Source organism: Brevundimonas denitrificans, from assembly GCF_030160755.1.
Taxonomy (GTDB): Bacteria; Pseudomonadota; Alphaproteobacteria; order Caulobacterales; family Caulobacteraceae; genus Brevundimonas; species Brevundimonas denitrificans.
In genome coordinates, this window is the sequence record NZ_BSOY01000005.1 from 1 (window position 1) to 16,898 (window position 16,898).

A 16,898-nucleotide genomic window follows, 5' to 3' on the forward strand; every position below is an offset into this window, starting at 1 on the left:
GGCCCGCGCCTCGCCGAGGTCGCGCGAGGCGTCCACGGCCGAGGCCGGCTTGACCGCGTCGATCAGGGCTTCGGTCACGGTCAGGCGCTCGCCCCGCGCGGGGGCGGTGGCTACGACCTCGGGCTCCGGGCCGCAGGCCGACAGGCCGCCGGCCAGAAGGGCGGTCGCGGCGAGGGCGGCGAACAGGGCCGTCGGCTTCGTCATCGGAGAATGGTCCTTATGTAAGCTTGTGCTAATATTAGATGGTACTAATATGATTGCAAGCCTGAGGACTGTTCTCCCGGAGCCGATCGCGAACCTTGATACGGATCAAGGCGCGGCGAACCGGGCGGCGCAGGATCGGGCATCGCAGCTCGTCCCGGGAAGGAGCCCGCCTATGAACCGGCCCACCATCGTCATCCTCGGCGCAGGCCTCGGCGGCGCCATCGCCGCCTATGACCTGCGCCACGTCCTGGGCGAACGCGCGCGGATCGTCATGGTGTCGAAGGGCGACACCTTCCATTTCACCCCGTCCAACCCCTGGGTGGCGGTGAACTGGCGCAAGCGCGAAGCCATTGAGGTCAGCCTGCCGGAGGTGATGAAACGCAAGGGCGTTGAGTTCATCAACGTCGGCGCCAGCCGTATCCGGCCCGCCGAGAAGGGCATCGACCTGGCTGATGGCCGTTCCCTGCACTATGACTATCTGGTCATCGCGACGGGCCCCGATCTGGCCTTCGACGAGATTCCGGGCCTTGGCCCCGACGGGAACACGGTCTCGATCTGCCATGTCGATCACGCCGTGCGTGCGGCCGTGGCCTTCGACGCGTTCGTGAAGAACCCGGGTCCGATCGTCGTCGGCGCCGTTCAGGGCGCATCATGCTTCGGGCCGGCCTATGAGTTCGCCATGATCCTCGACACCGAGCTGCGCCGCCGCAAGTTGCGCGACAAGGTGCCGATGACCTTCGTCACCTCTGAACCCTATATCGGCCACCTGGGGCTCGACGGGGTCGGCGACACCAAGGGGCTGCTGGAAAGCGAGATGCGCCAGCGGCACATCAAATGGATCACCAATGCGAAGGTGAAGAGCGTCGACGCCGGAATGATGCACGTCGAGGAGGTCGGCGAGGACGGAGCCGTAAGGGCGAACCACGACCTGCCGTTCGCCTACTCCATGATGCTGCCGGCCTTCCGCGGGGTCGAGGCGGTGCGCGGGGTCGAGGGGCTGACCAACCCGCGGGGCTTCATCCTCGTCGACAAACACCAGCGCAATCCGACCTGGCCTGACATCTTCGCCCTTGGAGTCTGCATCGCCATTCCGCCGACGGGGCCGACGCCGGTGCCGGTCGGCGTGCCCAAGACCGGTTTCATGATCGAGAGCATGGTCTCGGCCATCTCGGCCAATCTCAAACAGATCCTCGACGGCGAGGCGCCGAGCTTCGAGGCCAGCTGGAACGCCATCTGCCTGGCCGATTTCGGCGACGGCGGCGTGGCGTTCATGGCCCAGCCGCAGATCCCGCCACGCAATATAAACTGGTCCGCCAGCGGCGGCTGGGTGCACACGGCCAAGGTCGCCTTCGAGGGCTACTTCCTCCACAAGGTGCGCAAGGGTCAGGCTGAGCCGCTCTACGAGAAGCTGGCTCTCGACCTGATCGGCGCCCACAAGCTGCGCCGCACCATCCAATCCACCCCCGCACAGGAACCGAAGGCATGAGCCTCGACCGCGCCGTCACGTTGTTCGCCGGGTTCATGGTCCTGCTCAGCCTGGCCCTGACCCATTGGGTCCACCCGGCCTGGGTCTGGCTGACCGTGTTCGTCGGCTTCAACCTGATGCAGTCCTCGATCACCGGCTTCTGCCCGGCGGCCATACTGTTCCGGCGCCTCGGCGTGAAACCGGGCGCCGCGTTCCGATAGACAGGGGCAGGCCAGGGGCGCCCGGCCGGTGGATGGCCATGACGACCAGCCTGGCCGGGCCAGGTTATCAAGGATGCCCGTCCGGACTGACAGAACCCAAACCGGGGCCGGCGACCTCCCTCCGGCCAAGGCGGTCGACCACCTTGAATGCCGCTGAAGCAGGCAAAGTGGCTGGACGCCGTTTCAGCCTCAGCCGTCTGCGCGGCCGATCCGACCCAGCAGCAAATCGTATCGTATGCTCCCCGGATCACCGGGCGGCGGCGGGGGAGCCGGATTCTGGAGCGCGCCCGGCCGGTGGCCGAACTGGGCCTGGAACGACCGGCTGAAATGGGACTCGCTGACAAAGCCGTGTGCGCGCGCGATCTCGGCGACGCTGGGGTAGCGGCCCTGACGCGCGCGCAAAGCCTCGCGCGCACGGTCGAGACGCCTCTGCCGGATGTAGAGGTTGATGCCTCCCGACGAGGCGAACGCGCGGAACAGGGTGGCCCGTGATGCGCCCAGGACGCTGGTCAGCTGGTCAATTTTCAGGTCCGGCTGGTGAAGCCTCTGGTCAATCAGGCTGACAGCCGATGCGCGCAGTCGTTGGTAGACAGCCTCGCTCTGGGTCGCGTTCAGATTCCCGGTGCCCCTGAAGGCGCGTTCGACCATGACGAGGGCCGCCTCGATGGAGGCAAGGCCTTCCTCCACCGACAGGCCGGGGGCCGCTTCGAGGAGAGACATCAAATGCCCCGTCAGCAGCCGGCTGACCTGTGGGGTCCCGTCTATGCTCAGGCCATGGATATTCCGCTCGACCAGCCACGCCGGCGCCCGGTCGCGAGGCATGGCCAGCACAATGGCGTCGACCGCGTCGACCCTGAACGCCGATGGGCGGGCGAGATCGCGAAGATGAAAGGAGCCGGGCGCGGCGTTGACGTCACGACCATCCACATCGCCCTTCATGCCGGCGAGATCCAGCATGACCGCTACACTGTCCAGACCGGAGCGCCGTATTTCCTCCGGCCCGCGCACCAGCATCTGGCCCACAGAACGCCCCCGTCCGATCACATAGCAGCCGAACTGGTAGATCCGGTTGTCCGTGAAGAAGGGCTTGTGCGGATCGACGTGCGAAACGCCGTACCAATCGCGGATCGCGCTCCGGTAGAACTCTTCCGCCAGCGGATTGTCGTCGGAGGTAACCTTCCAGGCCGCGACTCCCGGGCGGGCAGCGCCCCGATCACTGGTCGACATCAAACGCTACTCGCCCACACTTCTCTCACCTGTATCGACTGCCGGAGGTAAATCAACGCGAATCCGTCCGCTGTTATGCGACGGACTTTCGTAAACCAAGTTCTTCTCCAACCACGAGAAAAATATGAGAATTTGCAATGGTGAAGCTTAGAATTTGAGACGCTGGGGCATATCGGGTCCCTAATGAATCCTTACTTTCCCGTCGCCGGTCGAGAGTTCGCTGAACGCGGGTCTTGAGCGGTGCGTGAGCCCGCGGGAGTCGGGACGCGCAAGTCGGGGTGGTGGAACAACATCGGGTGCAGGGGACAAATTCGCCGGGCATGGCGAGACGATCCCTGTCGGCCGCCGGTTCGTTCTTCGCTCCAGGTGTATCAATCTAGGGGCGAACCATGTCGAACTCGGGCTCAAAGACCACCATTGGCACCTCGCGCAACGACCAGCTGAGGGGCGGGTCGGGCGCAGACATCATCAACGGCATGGGCGGCGACGACCGTATCGACGCCGGTTCTGGCAATGACGTCCTCGACGGCGGCGCCGGCAATGACCGGGTCAATGGCGACGCGGGCGACGACACTGTCCTCGGCGGCGCCGGCAACGACGAACTCAATGGCGGCACTGGCGCAGACTTCGTGGACGGCGGCACGGGCGACGATGAGGTTGATGGCGGATCGGGCAACGACACGGTTCTCGGCGGCGACGGTAATGACGAAGTCGATGGCGGGGAGGGTGACGACGTCGTGGACGGCGGCGCCGGGAACGACGAGGTCGACGGCGGCGAAGGTCATGACACCGTTGATGGCGGCGCCGGGAACGATGAGGTCGATGGCGGCTCCGGAAACGACCGGGTCACAGGCGGCGCGGGCCATGACCAGGTCGACGGCGGATCGGGCAACGATGTCGTCAATGGCGGCTCCGGCAACGACAGGGTCGATGCCGGTTCGGGCAACGACACCGCCGTCTATGTGATGGGCGAGAATGTCGGCGCGCGAGACATCTATGACGGAGGATCGGGCACCGACACGCTGCAACTGGTGCTGACGCGCGCCGAGTGGATGAATCCGACCGTCCAGGCCGAGATCGCGCGCTACCTGGCCTTCCTGGCTCGCTTCTCGGGCCGCGATGACGATGACGACGACCGCAATGACCGCGACCATCACAACGACCGCGACGATCGCAATGGTCGTGATGACGACAACGGTCGCGGTTGCGACGACGATGACGACGACCATGACAATGGCAACGGCCACAACGGCTCCTTCACCTTCTCCTTCGGCCTCACGGTTTCGGACTTCGAGAACCTGAGCGTCATCGTGGACGGCGTAGTCCTCGACCCCCGGGACAACGCGGTCACGCTCGTCAACGACGTGATGTCCGCCGGCGAGGAAACCGCCAGCGTCGCCGTCAATGTGCTGGCGAACGACAGCGTTCCGGACCTGATCGCCAGCCTCACGAACACCCAGCCGGCGCACGGCTCGGTCACCCTGACCCGCACCAGCGGCGCGCCCGCCGGCGCGGACACGGCCAGCTTCATCTATACGCCCAGCGCCACCTACTGGCAGTATCTGGCCGCGGGTGAAGCGGCGACGGACACCTTCACCTACACCGTCACGGATTCGGACGGAGACACCCGCACCGCCACGGTCACCGTGACCATCACGGGCACGAACGACGCGCCGACCATCACTTCGGCGGTGTCGAGCGGCGCGGTGGTGGAAAACGGCGCTGTCGTCGCTTCCGGCGCGATCGGCTTCGCCGACGTCGACGTGCGTGACGCCCACACCGCAACCAGCACAGCTGCGGCGACCGGCTATCTGGGAACCTTCACCACGACGGTGACCGACAATGGAGCCGGCGACGGCGCGGGATCGGTGACCTGGACCTTCTCGGTCGATGACGCGGCGATCCAGTATCTGGCCGCGGGCGAAACGGTCACCCAGAGCTACACTGTCACCGTCGATGACGGGCAGGGCGGCACAGTCAGCCAGCCGGTCACCGTGACCATCACCGGCACGAATGACGTTCCGACCATCACGGCCGCAACCGCCTCGGGCGCCGTGTTCGAGGACGGCGTGGTCGCCGCCTCAGGCCAGATAGCCTTCGCGGACGCTGATCTGCGCGACGGGCACACCGTCTCCAGCACCGCAGACGGTCCCGGCTATCTCGGGACCTTCACCGCCGGGATGACCGACGACGGCGCCGGCGACGGCGCAGGTTCGGTGGTCTGGAACTTCTCGGTCGACAACGCCGCGACCCAGTATCTCGCCGCAGGCGAAACGGTCACTCAAAACTACACCGTCAGCGTCGCCGACGGCCAGGGCGGGACGGTGAGTCAGACCGTCACGGTGACCATCACCGGCGCCAACGACGCCCCGGTGATCACGACAGCCGACACCCAGGGCGGCGTGAGCGAAGCCGAGCCCGTCACCGGCGTTCAGTCCGCGACGACGCCTGTCATCTCCGACATCGAGACAAACGACGCCTTCGCCACGGCCCAGGTGATCAACCGCGCCGACCTGCGTATCGCGCCCAACACCAATCTCGCCGACCCGACGGATCCGTCTGTCCGGATCGAGGGCGCCATCTCGACCAGCGCCGATCAGGACGTATTCCGGATCGATCTGCAGCCGGGCGAGACCTTGACGCTCGACATCGACTTCGCGGGCATCATCCCCGGCGTCGGCGGTCTGGACAGCTTTGTGTTCCTGTATGACGCCTCGGGCAACCGGGTGAACTTCAACGACGACTCATCGACCTCCCTCGGCGGTGGCGGTTCGACCAGCACCATGGATTCGTTCCTCCAGTTCGTCGCCACCCTGGGCGGGACCTACTACATCGTCGTCAAGGACTTCGATCTGCAGGGCCAGTCCTCGGCGGGCGCCTATGCGCTGAACGTCAGCGTCGACAGCCAGAACCTGCAACTGACCGACACCGGCGCAATGACCTTCGCCGACGTCGATCTCCGCGACGGCCATACGGTCAGCGTCGCCGCGCAGGGCTCGGACTACCTCGGCGGCCTGACAGCCGTCGTGTCGGACGCCAGCACCAATGACGGCGCGGGCGCGGTGCAGTGGACCTTCTCGGTCGCCAACGCCGCCGTCCAGTTCCTGGCCGCGGGCGAGACCCGGACCCAGTCCTATGTCGTGACCGTCAACGACGGCCAGGGCGGCACGGCCAGCGAGACGGTGACGGTGACCATCACCGGTGAAAACGACCGTCCGACCATCTCCACGGCCTTCTCTTCGGGCCAGGTCGTCGAGAACGCGACCCTGGCGGCCTCGGGCGTCATCGCCTTTGACGATGTCGACCTGATCGACGCCCACAGCGTCAGCAGCGTCGCCGACGGCGCGGGCTACGTGGGGTCCTTCAGCGCCTCGATCAGCGACCCGGCGACGGGCGCCGGCGCGGGCGAAGTGACCTGGACCTTCAACGCCAGCGACGCCGAGCTGCAGTACCTGGCCGCCGGCCAGTCGCTGCTTCAGCGCTACATCGTGACCGTCGACGACGGGAACGGCGGCACGACGCAGCAGCTGGTGAACATCACCGTCGTGGGTACGAACGACGCCCCGACAATCACTTCGGCCGTTTCGACGGGCGCGGTGACCGAGGACGGCCTCACATCCGCCGGAGGCGTCATCGCCTTCGCCGACGTCGATCTGCGGGACGGACATGCCGTCGCCGCGACCGCCGACAATACCGGCTATCTCGGAACCTTCACCGCCAACGTCACCGATGACGGCGCGGGAGACGGTGCGGGCTCGGTGAGCTGGAACTTCGATGTCGACAACTCGGCCATCCAGTACCTGTCCGCCGGCCAGACGCTGACCCAGACCTATACCGTCACGGTCTCGGACGGCCAGGGCGGCTCGGTCAGCCAGCCTGTCACCATCACCATCACCGGGACGAACGATGCGCCCGTGGTCCAGAACGTCGCGGCCGCCGCGACCGAGGACGGCGCGCCCGTGACGGCGGCCTTCTCGGCGGACGATGTGGACGGCGACGACGACGCCGGCAGCCTGACCTATGTGGTCACCTCGACGCCGTCGGAGGGCAGTGTCGTCAACAATGGCGACGGCACCTTCTCGTTCAACCCGGGCGACGATTTCCAGAACCTGGCGGCCGGCGAAACCCGGGACATCACCTTCGGGTATGAGGCGATCGACTCCCACGGAGCGGCTACGCCGGGCTCGGTGACGATCACGATCACGGGTGTCAACGACGCGCCTGTGACAAACGACGTGTCGATCGGCGGCAGCGCGGTCGGGGCGGGCTTCCCGCTCGTCTTCGGCGGCTACTACAATTATTATTATTACTCCGACGAGAATAACGGGCAGGTCATCTTCTCGCTCGTTGACACCAATAACGACGGGATTCCCGACGCGCCGGGATCGAGCGCCGAGCTGCCGCATGGGTCGCAGAGCTACTACTCCGATGTGAACTACGGTCTCGCCGTGGGGGATATCGACGGGGACGGCGACGTTGATGTCGTCACGGCCAACAACGAAGGCGTGGTGTCGTTCACGAACGTCGGGGACACCGACGGGGATGGGGTCGCGAACTTCACCCGCACCGTCGTTGCGTCCGGCTTCAACGGTTATGACGTCGCGCTCGCAGACCTGGACGGCGACGGGCGTCTCGACGTGGTGACGTCGTCGTACAACGGACTGGTGCAGCTTATGAACACGGGCGACGCCAACGGCGACGGCCTGATCAACGACTTCAACCAGACCTCGCTGTACACAAGCGGCCAGCAGTACTCGTACGGCCTCACGACCGCTGACATGAACGGCGACGGCCGCATGGACGTCCTGGTCGCCAGCTATTACGGCATTTCGGAACTGTTCCTGAACCAGGGCGACACCGACGGCGACGGCCAGATCAACTATCTGGTGCAGGCGTTCACCGAGAATTATTACAACTACTCGGACATGGGCGTTGATACCGGCGATCTCGACGGCGACGGCGACCAGGATTTTGTCCTGTCCCGCTGGAACGGTCAGAATGAGGTCGTCTACATCAATGACGGCGACACCGATGGCGACGGCGACATCGAGTTCCGCACCTTTGAGCTGCAAACCGGCGGCTCCACCATGGAGAGCGAGCTCGTCGACATCGACGGCGACGGCGATCTGGACGTGGTCACCTCGGACGCCGACTACGGCAACGTCCGGATCGCCTACAACAACGGCGACACCGATGGCGACGGGCTGGTGGACTTCACCGTCCAGAGCTCGCTCGGGGGCTACAACAACTACAGCTACGGCCTGGCCGTGGGCGATGTCGACGGCGACGGCGACATGGATATCGTCATCCCGTCGCTGAACAACGGCTACGCCTCCTACCTGCAGAACCAGGGCGATACCGACGGCGACGGCCAGCTGAACTTCACCTCGGTCCAGATGACCGGCGTCGACATGTCCTGGGACGCCGAGTTCACGCCCCAGGGCGGCGGCGGCGGCGGTTCCGGCGCCTATGAGGACGGTCCGACGGTCACCGGCTCGTTCGACGGCGACGACATCGACTCCGACGACGACAGCGTCAGCCTGACCTACACGATCACCTCGGCCCCTTCGGAGGGCTCCGTGGTCAACAACGGCGACGGCACCTTCGGCTTCTCGCCGGGATCCGACTTCCAGGATCTGGGCCAGGGCGAAACGCGGACGGTGACCTTCACCTACACCGCGACCGACGCGCACGGCGTGGTCTCCACCCCCAGCACGGTCACGGTCCGCGTCGCGGGCACCAACGACGCCCCGGTGGCGACGCTCGACACCGCGACATCTGCGGAGGAGACGGCGGTCACCATCAACGTCCTCGCCAACGACAGCGATGTGGACGGCGACACCCTGGTCGTGAGCCACGTCAACGGCGTCAATATCGCGGTCAACGGCACGGTGGGCCTGGGTGACGGCGCCAGCGTTCGCCTCAACGCGGACGGCACCCTGACCTACTTCCCGGCCATAAACGCCACAGGGCTGCGGTCCTTCGCCTACACCGTCACCGACGGACTGGGCGCGGCGACGACGGCCACGGTCGAGGTCTCGCTGACGCAGGTCAACGATGGGCCGGTGGCGAACACGGACTACGTCACCACCAACGAGGATACGGCCGTCACCTTCGACGTGCGCGCCAATGACACGGATATCGACAGCGCGGCCCGCACGGTCACCCACATCAACGGTTCGGCCATCGCGGCCGGCGGTTCGGTGACGCTCGGAGACGGCGGGCTCGTCGGCATGAACACCGACGGCACCCTGACCTACACGCCCGCGCCGAATGCAAACGGCGCCCGCAGCTTCACCTATACGATCAGCGACGGCGACGGCGGCTCGGCCAGCAGCACGGTCAATCTGACCGTGAACCCGGTCAATGACGCGCCGGTGGCCAATGCCGACTCGGTGACGGTGAACGAGGACGCTTCGGTCAACTTCGACGTCCGCGCCAACGACACGGACATCGACGGCGGAAGCCGCACGGTGACCCACATCAACGGCTCGGCGATCAACACCGGCGGCCAGGTGATCCTGTCGGACGGCGGCCGCGTTGTCCTGAACAGCAACGGCACGCTGACCTATACGCCGGCGGCCAACGCCAACGGCGCGAGGACCTTCGACTACACCATCAGTGATGGACAGGGCGGTTCGGCCACGAGCTCGGTCAATGTCACGGTCAACCCGGTCAACGACCGGCCGGTCGCGGTCAATGACGTGGCCTCGGCCACCGAGGCGGGCGGGGTCCAGAACGGAACGGCCGGGCAGTCCGCGACGGGCAATGTGCTGTCAAACGACCTCGACATTGACGACTCGGTTCTGGTGGTCTCGGCCGAGCGCCGGGGCGCCGAAGGGGGCAGCGGAGTCAGCGGAACGGTGGGGTCGCCGTTCAGCGGCGCCTACGGCACCCTGACCCTCAACGCCGACGGCAGCTACAGCTATGCGGTGAACGAGACCAACGCCGCGGTCCAGGCGCTGAACACGGGCGGCACGCTGACGGACACCTTCACCTATACGACCCGGGACGCCGCGGGGCTGACCGACACGGCCCAGCTGACGATCACGATCAACGGCGCCAACGATGCGCCGGTCGCCCAGAACGTGACGCTGCAGGCTAACCAGTTGGGCAACGGCGGCTTCGATGCGACGCCGAACTTCGCCGGCTGGACGGTCAGCACGGCCACCAGCGGGCTGGCCTACCCCGGCACCTCCACGGCCGAGATCAACCGGACAGGCTCCGTGATCGCCGGCGACTCGGCGGTCGCTGTCCTCCAGTTCACCGGCAATGTGCCCAACGGCTACGGCACCGCCCAGGGACCGTCGATCACCAGCACCGCGTTCGCGGGACAGGCGGGCGACACCGTCCGCTTCGTCTACCAGCTGTCTTCGGGCGGCGACCATGCGATCGGCACCGGCTACATCCGCGATGCCGTGACCGGGGCGATCGTACAGACGATCTTCAACTACCAGACCCCGTTCACGGGCTCGACCGGGGTCGTCACCCGGGACGTCGTCCTGGCCAGCAGCGGCAACTATACGATCGACTTCCGGGTCGGCTCGTATGACGCCTCGGGAGGGCTCTACGTCGGCGCCCGTCTGGACCTCGGCTTCGCCGGCATCCTGCGGAATGGCGTCGGCGAGGACGAAAGCTTCACTTTCGCCGCGTCGAACTTCACCGCCGGCGCGACCGATCCCGATGGCGGCACGCTGAGCGTGGTGTCCGTGGGCACGAGCGCCAACGGGGCCATCATCACCCTGAATGCGGACGGCTCGGTCCTGTACAACCCGGCTGGTCATCTCGACTTCCTGACCGCCGGTCAGCAGCTGGTGGACACCTTCCAGTACACCCTCAGCGACGGACGGGGCGGCTTCAGCACCGCCACCGCCAGCATCACGGTGATCGGGAAGGATGACGCGCCCGTCGTCAGCAATGCCGCGCAGGATCAATCCGCGGAATCGGCCGACCTCTTCAGCTACACGCTGGCGGCCGACACCTTCACGGACCCTGACTCGGTGCTGACGTTGACGGCGACCCTCGCCGATGGCAGCGCGCTGCCGTCATGGCTGGTCTTCGATGCCGCGACCCGGACCTTCTCGGGCACGCCGCAAGACGCCCAGATCGGGCATCTGGAGATCAAGGTCACCGCGACCGGAGGCGCCCAGTCGACCTTCGACGTGTTCAGCCTCGATGTAACCGCGGCCGTGGCCCAGGCCGGCCTCGCCCTGCCTCAGTTCAAGGACAAGGGCGATGGAGGCGCGGTCACCTCGCCGCCGGCCGAGGATCCCTCGGTCCTGCCGACGTCGGACGAAAAGGACGGTTCCCTGGATCCGTCCGTCCTGCCCGGCGCCGGGGACACGCAGCTCACGGTGGGCGACGTCGATCCGGAGGTTCTGCCGACACTGGAAGACGACGCCTTCGTCATGCCCGCTCCGGGCATGGACGACGGACGCGTCGTTCAGCCAGGCCTGATCGATGATGAGCTGGTTTGGGCCGGGGCGCGGCCCAGTGAGGCGGCCCTGCTGTTCTCGGACGATCCGCTGGTCGTACAGGGACCTCACGGCCCGCATGTGCTGCTGCCTGACGACTTCATCGACGGTCATCCGGCTTACGATCCCTGGAACTGATCCGGGCCCGCCAATCTCCAGACCGCGCCTCGCGCGCGGTCTGGAGGGAAGCCTGATCAGGAAGAACCGGGTCGCGTATCCGGCCCCGGGCGGCAGTCCGCGTCGGCCGCCGGATTGCGACCCTTGCGTTCAAGACCTCTCCGTGTGGCGGGCCCAGACAGGGCCGAGCCAAGGGAGAGATCGAAATGGAATACGCAATCGGCGTCGGCCTCGCGGTTTTGGCGGGCCTGTTCCTTTCGTCGGCGGGCCTCGACAGGGACCGGGCCGCATACCCGGTGATCCTGATCGTGATCGCCGTCCTGTACGAACTGTTCGCGGTGATGGGCGGCTCGACCACTGCACTATTGTCAGAGCTCTTGCCGACGGCCGTCTTCGTGGCTGTCTCCGTCCTGGGCTTCCGCACAAGCCTCTGGTGGGTGGTCGCCGGCCTCATCGGACACGGCGTCTACGACATCCTGCACCCCGCCATCTTCACGAACCCCGGGGCGCCCGTGTGGTGGCCGATGTTCTGCATGGCCTATGATGTAGCGGCCGGCGTCTTCCTGTCCTGGCGGCTCATGCGCCTTCGCGGCCCGCAGGCCGGATTCGCCTGATCGAGCAGAGCCGGCGGCTCCCGCGTCCCTTAGCCTTCCTGGCAAGCTTCACAGCCGCTAAGTCTTCCGTATGGAGGTCCTGGCGCAAACACGTGTCGTGCTGTGGGAAGGCGGCAGCCTTTGGCTCGTCGACGCCGCCCGCTTCGACGGGGAAACCCGAAGCACCGATTTCCACGCCCACCACGCCATCCAGGTGACCCTCAGCCTTGGAGGAACCTTCCGGCTGGTCGCGGAGGATGAAGCGAGTACGACTGCCGATACGGTGGTGGCGGCGGACGGCCTTCATCGCTTTGAGGCCGAGGGGCGCATCGCCCTTCTGTTTGTGGAGCCCGAAAGCCGGCTCGGCCGGGGGCTCGCCGCCCGCCATATCTCCGGAACCCTGAGCGAGCTTGCGCCGTCCCCGGTTCTCGCGGCGGAACTGGAAGCCTTCAGGACCTCCGACTGGCGTGCTCCGGACAGCGAGATTATCGCGTGGGGACGGAGGCTCGTCGGGGTGCTGGCGGCCGATGAGCGCGCCGAGATCCCGGACTACCGGGTGCGAAAGGTCATCGCGTGGGTGAACGAGCGGCTCGATCGGACGCTGAGCCTGGCGGACGCCGTCCCGGTCGCGGGCCTTTCGTCGAGCCGGTTACGGCACCTGTTCGTCGAGCAGACAGGCTTGCCGTTCAAGACGTATGTACTGTGGCTGAGGCTCAGCCGCGCTGTCGCGATCGTGGCGACGGGGTCACCGCTCACCGCCGCGGCGCATGAGGCAGGGTTTTCGGACTCCGCGCATCTCAGCCGCACGTTCAGGCGGATGTTCGGGGTCGCCCCCACGGCTCTGCAGATGCTGACCTGACCTTCGATCAGGCGGCAGGACTGTCGCAGGCGTGAAGAAGGGCCGACCATCCGGTCGGCCCCTCATCCGGCAGACCTAGTTCGGGGCGCAGTTCGCCCCGGTCGTGCAGCGGCAGTCGTCGCCGCACTGGCAGTCGGGACCGCAGGCGCAGACGCCCTCGGTCGCGCAGGAACCGCTGGCGGGAGCCAGATCGGCCTTGGGGGCGTTTTGATCGGTGTTGGGCATCGAAGTCTCCTCAGTTCTGGTTGTCGATGCTCAGGTTCTATCGTCGGCGATGATCCAGCTCTTGAACGCAAGGGCTGTTATCGAACGCGGGTCTTCAGGGGCTAGTGAACCATGAAGCTGATGGAGCCGGACATCCTGTGGCCATCCGCGCCTTCGGCGGTCCAGGCGGCGGTCCAGGTTCCCGGAGCGAGACGAGGCAAGGCGACGCTGACCGTGGCGGCGGCGGGGGCGGCGGGCGCCGCCACGACGACGGGCGCCTGACCTTCAGTGGTCAGGGTCACGGTCTTGAGGACCATGGCGTGCGGGAAGGTCGCGGTGAACCGGTCGGGCGAACCCTGGGTCATGGCCCCGTCAGACGGAACGGTGGTGACGCCGGCCTCGGGCGCCCCGGCCTGGGCCTGCGGATGGTGGCCGGCATGGGGATCCTGGGCGGCGGCTGTACCGGCGAAGACCAGTGCGGCGGCGAGGGCCAGGGTGCGGATCATGGGGTGGTCTCCTTCAACTAGAACCAGGCCTTGAGGCCGACGACGAAGCGGGTGTCTTCAGGCTCGCCGCCCCGGGCTTCGATGTAGTCGGCGGTGTCGCCGAACGAACGGCTCCATTCGACGCCGACATAGGGGGCGAACTCCTTGCGGAACTCGTAGCGCAACCGCAGGCCCGCCTCGACCGAGGACAGGCCCGAGCCGATTTCCAGTTCCGGAATGTCGCTGGCCGAGAGGTCCATTTCGAGGCGCGGCTGGAGGATCAGGCGCTGGGTGATGCGCTGGTCGTATTCGGCCTCGACGCGGGCCGTCAGGTCGCCGTCCGTCGACAGGAAGGCGGCGGCGTCGACTTCCCACCAGTAGGGCGCGAGTCCCTGGAGGCCGAGGACCAGATGCGTCGTGTCCTCCCCGTCGGGGCGGACATCCTGGCGCACGCCGGCCTGCACATCCCAGAAGGGCGTCAAGGCGCGGCTGTAGAGCGCCTGGAGTTCCGTTTCTTCCAGACCGTCGTCGAGGCCGCCTTCACCCTCGGACTTCCACCAGAAGCGGTTGATGTCGCCGCCGCTCCAGCCCTGGACGTCCCAGAGCCAGGTCTCCTCATCGTCGCCGAAACCGGCTTCGAGGCGATCGAGGATGACGGCCGTGACGCGGACGTCGCCGTTCTCGCGAACCAGGGCCCTGCGGGAGGCGGCCATCGCGTCGGCCCCGAAGACGAGATCGGCGGCGTGGACCGGCCCGCCCAGGGCGGCGGCCGGGAGCGGGTCCTCCGGCGGACGGCCGGGATTGTCGGCGCTGGTCGGCACGTCCGGCGGTCCCATGCTCATGGTCGACATGTCATGTCCGGCATGGGGATCAGCTCGAGCGGGAGCCATGGTCGACATGTCGTGGCCCGCGTGCGGGTCGACGGTCGCGGGCTGGGCCGGCATCCGGTGTCCCGCGTGTGAATCGGTGACGGGCGGCGGGCTGGCGGGCGGCATGACATGCCCGGCGTGCGGGTCCTGAGCCGCGACGGGCGGCGGCGTTTGATGGCCAGCATGGGGATCGGGGACCGGTGTCGCCGGCTGTGTCCTCGGTGGCGGGGGCATGGCGTGGCCCGCGTGCGGGTCCTGGGCCTGGGCGCTGAAGGCGCCGGCGGCGAGGATCAGCGGAGCGAGGGCGGCGGCGAGGCGGTTCATGACGGGGCTCCGTCCATGGGCCGCACCGTCACGACGTTGAACATGCCGGCGTGCATATGCATCAGCATGTGGCAGTGGAAGGCCCAGTCGCCCGGCGCATCGGCGGTCAGGTCGAAGGTCACCTTCGATCCGGGCGCGACGTTGACCGTGTGCTTGAGCGGCTGATGGCCCGCCGGTCCGCCCGTCACCAGTTCGAAGAAATGGCCGTGCAGATGGATCGGGTGGGCCATCATGGTGTCATTGACCAGGGTCACCCGCACGCGCTCGTCGCGCTCGAAGCGGATCGGCTCGACCAGTTCGCTGAATTTGCGGCCGTCGAAGCCCCACATGAACCGCTCCATATTGCCGGTCAGGTGGATTTCCATCGTCCGCGACGGCGGGCGCTGGTCCTTGTTGGGCTGGAGCGACACCAGGTCAGTGTAGACGAGGACGCGGTGATCGACGTCCGTGAGGCCGATCGGCCGCTCGCCCAGCCGGTTCGCCGGGTCCATGGAGACCATGTCCACGCCGACGCCGACCGCCATATCCGGCGGGGCGTTCCCGGGATCGCGCATGTTCATCCCGGCCATATCGTGCGTCGGCGCCGCGTCGGCGGCGGGGACTCCGTGATCCATGCCGGCCATCGCGCCGTGATCCATGCCGCCCATGCCGCCATGATCCATCCCCATGTCGCGCATGGTGAGGTTCGGGACCTCACGCAGCGGCGGAACCTCGGCCGTCATGCCGGGACGGGGCGCCAGGGTCGCCCGGCCCATGCCGGAGCGGTCGATGGCCTCCGAAACGATGGTCCAGGCGCGGTCCCCGGTCGGCTGGACGATGACGTCATAGGTCTCGGCCACGGAGATCTGGAACTCGTCGACCTCGACCGGGCGTACGTTCTCGCCGTCGGCCTGGACGACCGTCATCGGCAGGCCGGGGATGCGGATGTTGAAGATCGACATGGCCGAGGCGTTGATGATGCGCAGCCGCACCCGCTCGCCCGGCCGGAACAGGCCCGTCCAGTTCTCCTCGGGCCCGTGGCCGTTGATCAGATAGGTGTAGGTCGAGCCGTTGACGTCGAGGACGTCGCGCGGGTCCATCCGCATCCCGCCCCACATGCGGCGCTCCTCCAGGCTCATCCGGTCCTCGCCGGAGAGCAGGCCTGAAAGGGTCGTGCGCTGCTGGTTGAAGTAGCCGGGGCTCTTCTTCAGCTTGGCCAGGATCTCGTGCGGATGCATGAAGCTCCAGTCCGACAGGACCAGCACATGCTCGCGGTCGTAGCCGATCGGATCGGGCCCCGCCGGGTCGATGACGATCGGCCCGTAGTGGCCCATCGCCTCCTGCAGGTTGGAGTGGCTGTGGTACCAGAAGGTCCCGGACTGTTTGATCGGGAACTCGTAGACGAAGGTCTCGCGGGCCTTGATGCCGGGGAAGCTGATGCCCGGCACGCCGTCCATCTGGAACGGAACCAGCAGGCCATGCCAGTGGATCGAGGTGTCTTCATCCAGGTTGTTGGTGACGGACAGCCGGACATTCTGACCCTCGCGCAGCCGCAGCAGCGGAGCGGGCAGCACGCCGTTCATCGTCACGGCATGGCCTGTGCGTCCGCCGACCGTGAAGGCCGAATGGCCGACGGTCAGGTCGATATTGGGACCGGTCAGCGTCGGCAGGTCCGCGCGCAGGCCCGGCGACCCCGTCTGCGCCCAGGCGGGCAGCAGGCCCTGCAGTCCCAGCAGGCCGCCGCCGCCGACGGCGCCCCGGAGAAGCATTCGGCGATCCAGACGGGGAGTCGACATCAGTGAGGGTTCCTTGGCCGGCGACCGAGCCGTTCGTTCAGATACGCATCCCGGCGGCGCAGCCCTTGCGGCAGGACGCCA

Annotated in this window: 10 protein-coding genes and 1 pseudogene; 5 read left to right on the forward strand and 6 right to left on the reverse strand. The window is 67.0% G+C overall.

All coding sequences use genetic code 11. The annotated features are described in order from the left end of the window. A pseudogene (locus QQJ79_RS02060) lies at positions 1-204 on the reverse strand (efflux RND transporter periplasmic adaptor subunit); the annotation flags it as partial. Positions 205-376: 172 nt separating this feature from the next. Here QQJ79_RS02060 and QQJ79_RS02065 point away from each other — a divergent pair. Further along, complete coding sequence (locus QQJ79_RS02065) at positions 377-1,690, forward strand: NAD(P)/FAD-dependent oxidoreductase (protein ID WP_284220596.1); 1,314 nt, start codon at positions 377-379, stop codon at positions 1,688-1,690. Continuing rightward, complete coding sequence (locus QQJ79_RS02070; RefSeq protein WP_284220597.1) at positions 1,687-1,890, forward strand: YgaP family membrane protein; 204 nt, start codon at positions 1,687-1,689, stop codon at positions 1,888-1,890. Before QQJ79_RS02065 ends, QQJ79_RS02070 begins: the two co-directional genes overlap by 4 nt. 189 nt (positions 1,891-2,079) lie before the next feature. On the opposite strand, the gene QQJ79_RS02075 is transcribed toward QQJ79_RS02070, so the two are convergent. Beyond that, positions 2,080-3,117: a helix-turn-helix domain-containing protein gene (locus QQJ79_RS02075; protein WP_284220598.1), complete on the reverse strand. Its 1,038-nt coding sequence runs from the start codon at positions 3,115-3,117 to the stop codon at positions 2,080-2,082. Positions 3,118-3,506: 389 nt separating this feature from the next. Between QQJ79_RS02075 and QQJ79_RS02080 the strand changes: the two genes are divergently transcribed. The 3 genes from QQJ79_RS02080 (at position 3,507) to QQJ79_RS02090 (ending at position 13,160) form a co-directional block, all read left to right on the forward strand. Beyond that, positions 3,507-11,729 carry a cadherin-like domain-containing protein gene (locus QQJ79_RS02080; protein WP_284220599.1) on the forward strand — a complete coding sequence of 2,741 codons (8,223 nt, stop codon included), beginning with the start codon at positions 3,507-3,509 and terminating at the stop codon, positions 11,727-11,729. Between the two features lie 185 nt (positions 11,730-11,914). Then, positions 11,915-12,322, forward strand: coding sequence for a hypothetical protein (locus QQJ79_RS02085; protein ID WP_284220601.1), 408 nt, complete (start codon positions 11,915-11,917; stop codon positions 12,320-12,322). Positions 12,323-12,392: 70 nt separating this feature from the next. Beyond that, positions 12,393-13,160, forward strand: a complete 768-nt coding sequence (locus tag QQJ79_RS02090) for a helix-turn-helix transcriptional regulator (RefSeq protein WP_284220603.1) — start codon at positions 12,393-12,395, stop codon at positions 13,158-13,160. A gap of 75 nt (positions 13,161-13,235) precedes the next feature. On the opposite strand, the gene QQJ79_RS02095 is transcribed toward QQJ79_RS02090, so the two are convergent. The 4 genes from QQJ79_RS02095 to QQJ79_RS02110 all read right to left on the reverse strand — a co-directional run bounded on the left by QQJ79_RS02095 (position 13,236) and on the right by QQJ79_RS02110 (position 16,817). Further along, the gene (locus QQJ79_RS02095) at positions 13,236-13,385 is read right to left on the reverse strand and encodes a hypothetical protein (RefSeq protein ID WP_284220605.1); all 150 of its coding nucleotides are present in this window, start codon (positions 13,383-13,385) and stop codon (positions 13,236-13,238) included. Between the two features lie 101 nt (positions 13,386-13,486). Next, complete coding sequence (locus tag QQJ79_RS02100; RefSeq protein WP_284220607.1) at positions 13,487-13,870, reverse strand: copper resistance CopC family protein; 384 nt, start codon at positions 13,868-13,870, stop codon at positions 13,487-13,489. Between the two features lie 17 nt (positions 13,871-13,887). Beyond that, a complete protein-coding gene (locus QQJ79_RS02105; protein ID WP_284220608.1) occupies positions 13,888-15,042 on the reverse strand; it encodes a copper resistance protein B in 1,155 nt (384 codons plus the stop codon). After that, positions 15,039-16,817 (reverse strand): copper resistance system multicopper oxidase, encoded by a 1,779-nt coding sequence (locus QQJ79_RS02110; RefSeq protein WP_284220610.1) that lies wholly within the window; start codon positions 16,815-16,817, stop codon positions 15,039-15,041. Before QQJ79_RS02110 ends, QQJ79_RS02105 begins: the two co-directional genes overlap by 4 nt. Positions 16,818-16,898: the final 81 nt, after the last annotated feature.

What these genes read in the sequence shown, in the direction of transcription:
- QQJ79_RS02110 (WP_284220610.1), bottom strand. Translation starts at nt 16,817, where the DNA reads ATGTCGACTCCCCGTCTGGATCGCCGAATGCTTCTCCGGGGCGCCGTC.
- QQJ79_RS02065 (WP_284220596.1), top strand. Translation starts at nt 377, where the DNA reads ATGAACCGGCCCACCATCGTCATCCTCGGCGCAGGCCTCGGCGGCGCC.
- QQJ79_RS02090 (WP_284220603.1), top strand. Translation starts at nt 12,393, where the DNA reads ATGGAGGTCCTGGCGCAAACACGTGTCGTGCTGTGGGAAGGCGGCAGC.
- QQJ79_RS02080 (WP_284220599.1), top strand. Translation starts at nt 3,507, where the DNA reads ATGTCGAACTCGGGCTCAAAGACCACCATTGGCACCTCGCGCAACGAC.
- QQJ79_RS02075 (WP_284220598.1), bottom strand. Translation starts at nt 3,117, where the DNA reads ATGTCGACCAGTGATCGGGGCGCTGCCCGCCCGGGAGTCGCGGCCTGG.
- QQJ79_RS02095 (WP_284220605.1), bottom strand. Translation starts at nt 13,385, where the DNA reads ATGCCCAACACCGATCAAAACGCCCCCAAGGCCGATCTGGCTCCCGCC.
- QQJ79_RS02105 (WP_284220608.1), bottom strand. Translation starts at nt 15,042, where the DNA reads ATGAACCGCCTCGCCGCCGCCCTCGCTCCGCTGATCCTCGCCGCCGGC.
- QQJ79_RS02085 (WP_284220601.1), top strand. Translation starts at nt 11,915, where the DNA reads ATGGAATACGCAATCGGCGTCGGCCTCGCGGTTTTGGCGGGCCTGTTC.
- QQJ79_RS02070 (WP_284220597.1), top strand. Translation starts at nt 1,687, where the DNA reads ATGAGCCTCGACCGCGCCGTCACGTTGTTCGCCGGGTTCATGGTCCTG.
- QQJ79_RS02100 (WP_284220607.1), bottom strand. Translation starts at nt 13,870, where the DNA reads ATGATCCGCACCCTGGCCCTCGCCGCCGCACTGGTCTTCGCCGGTACA.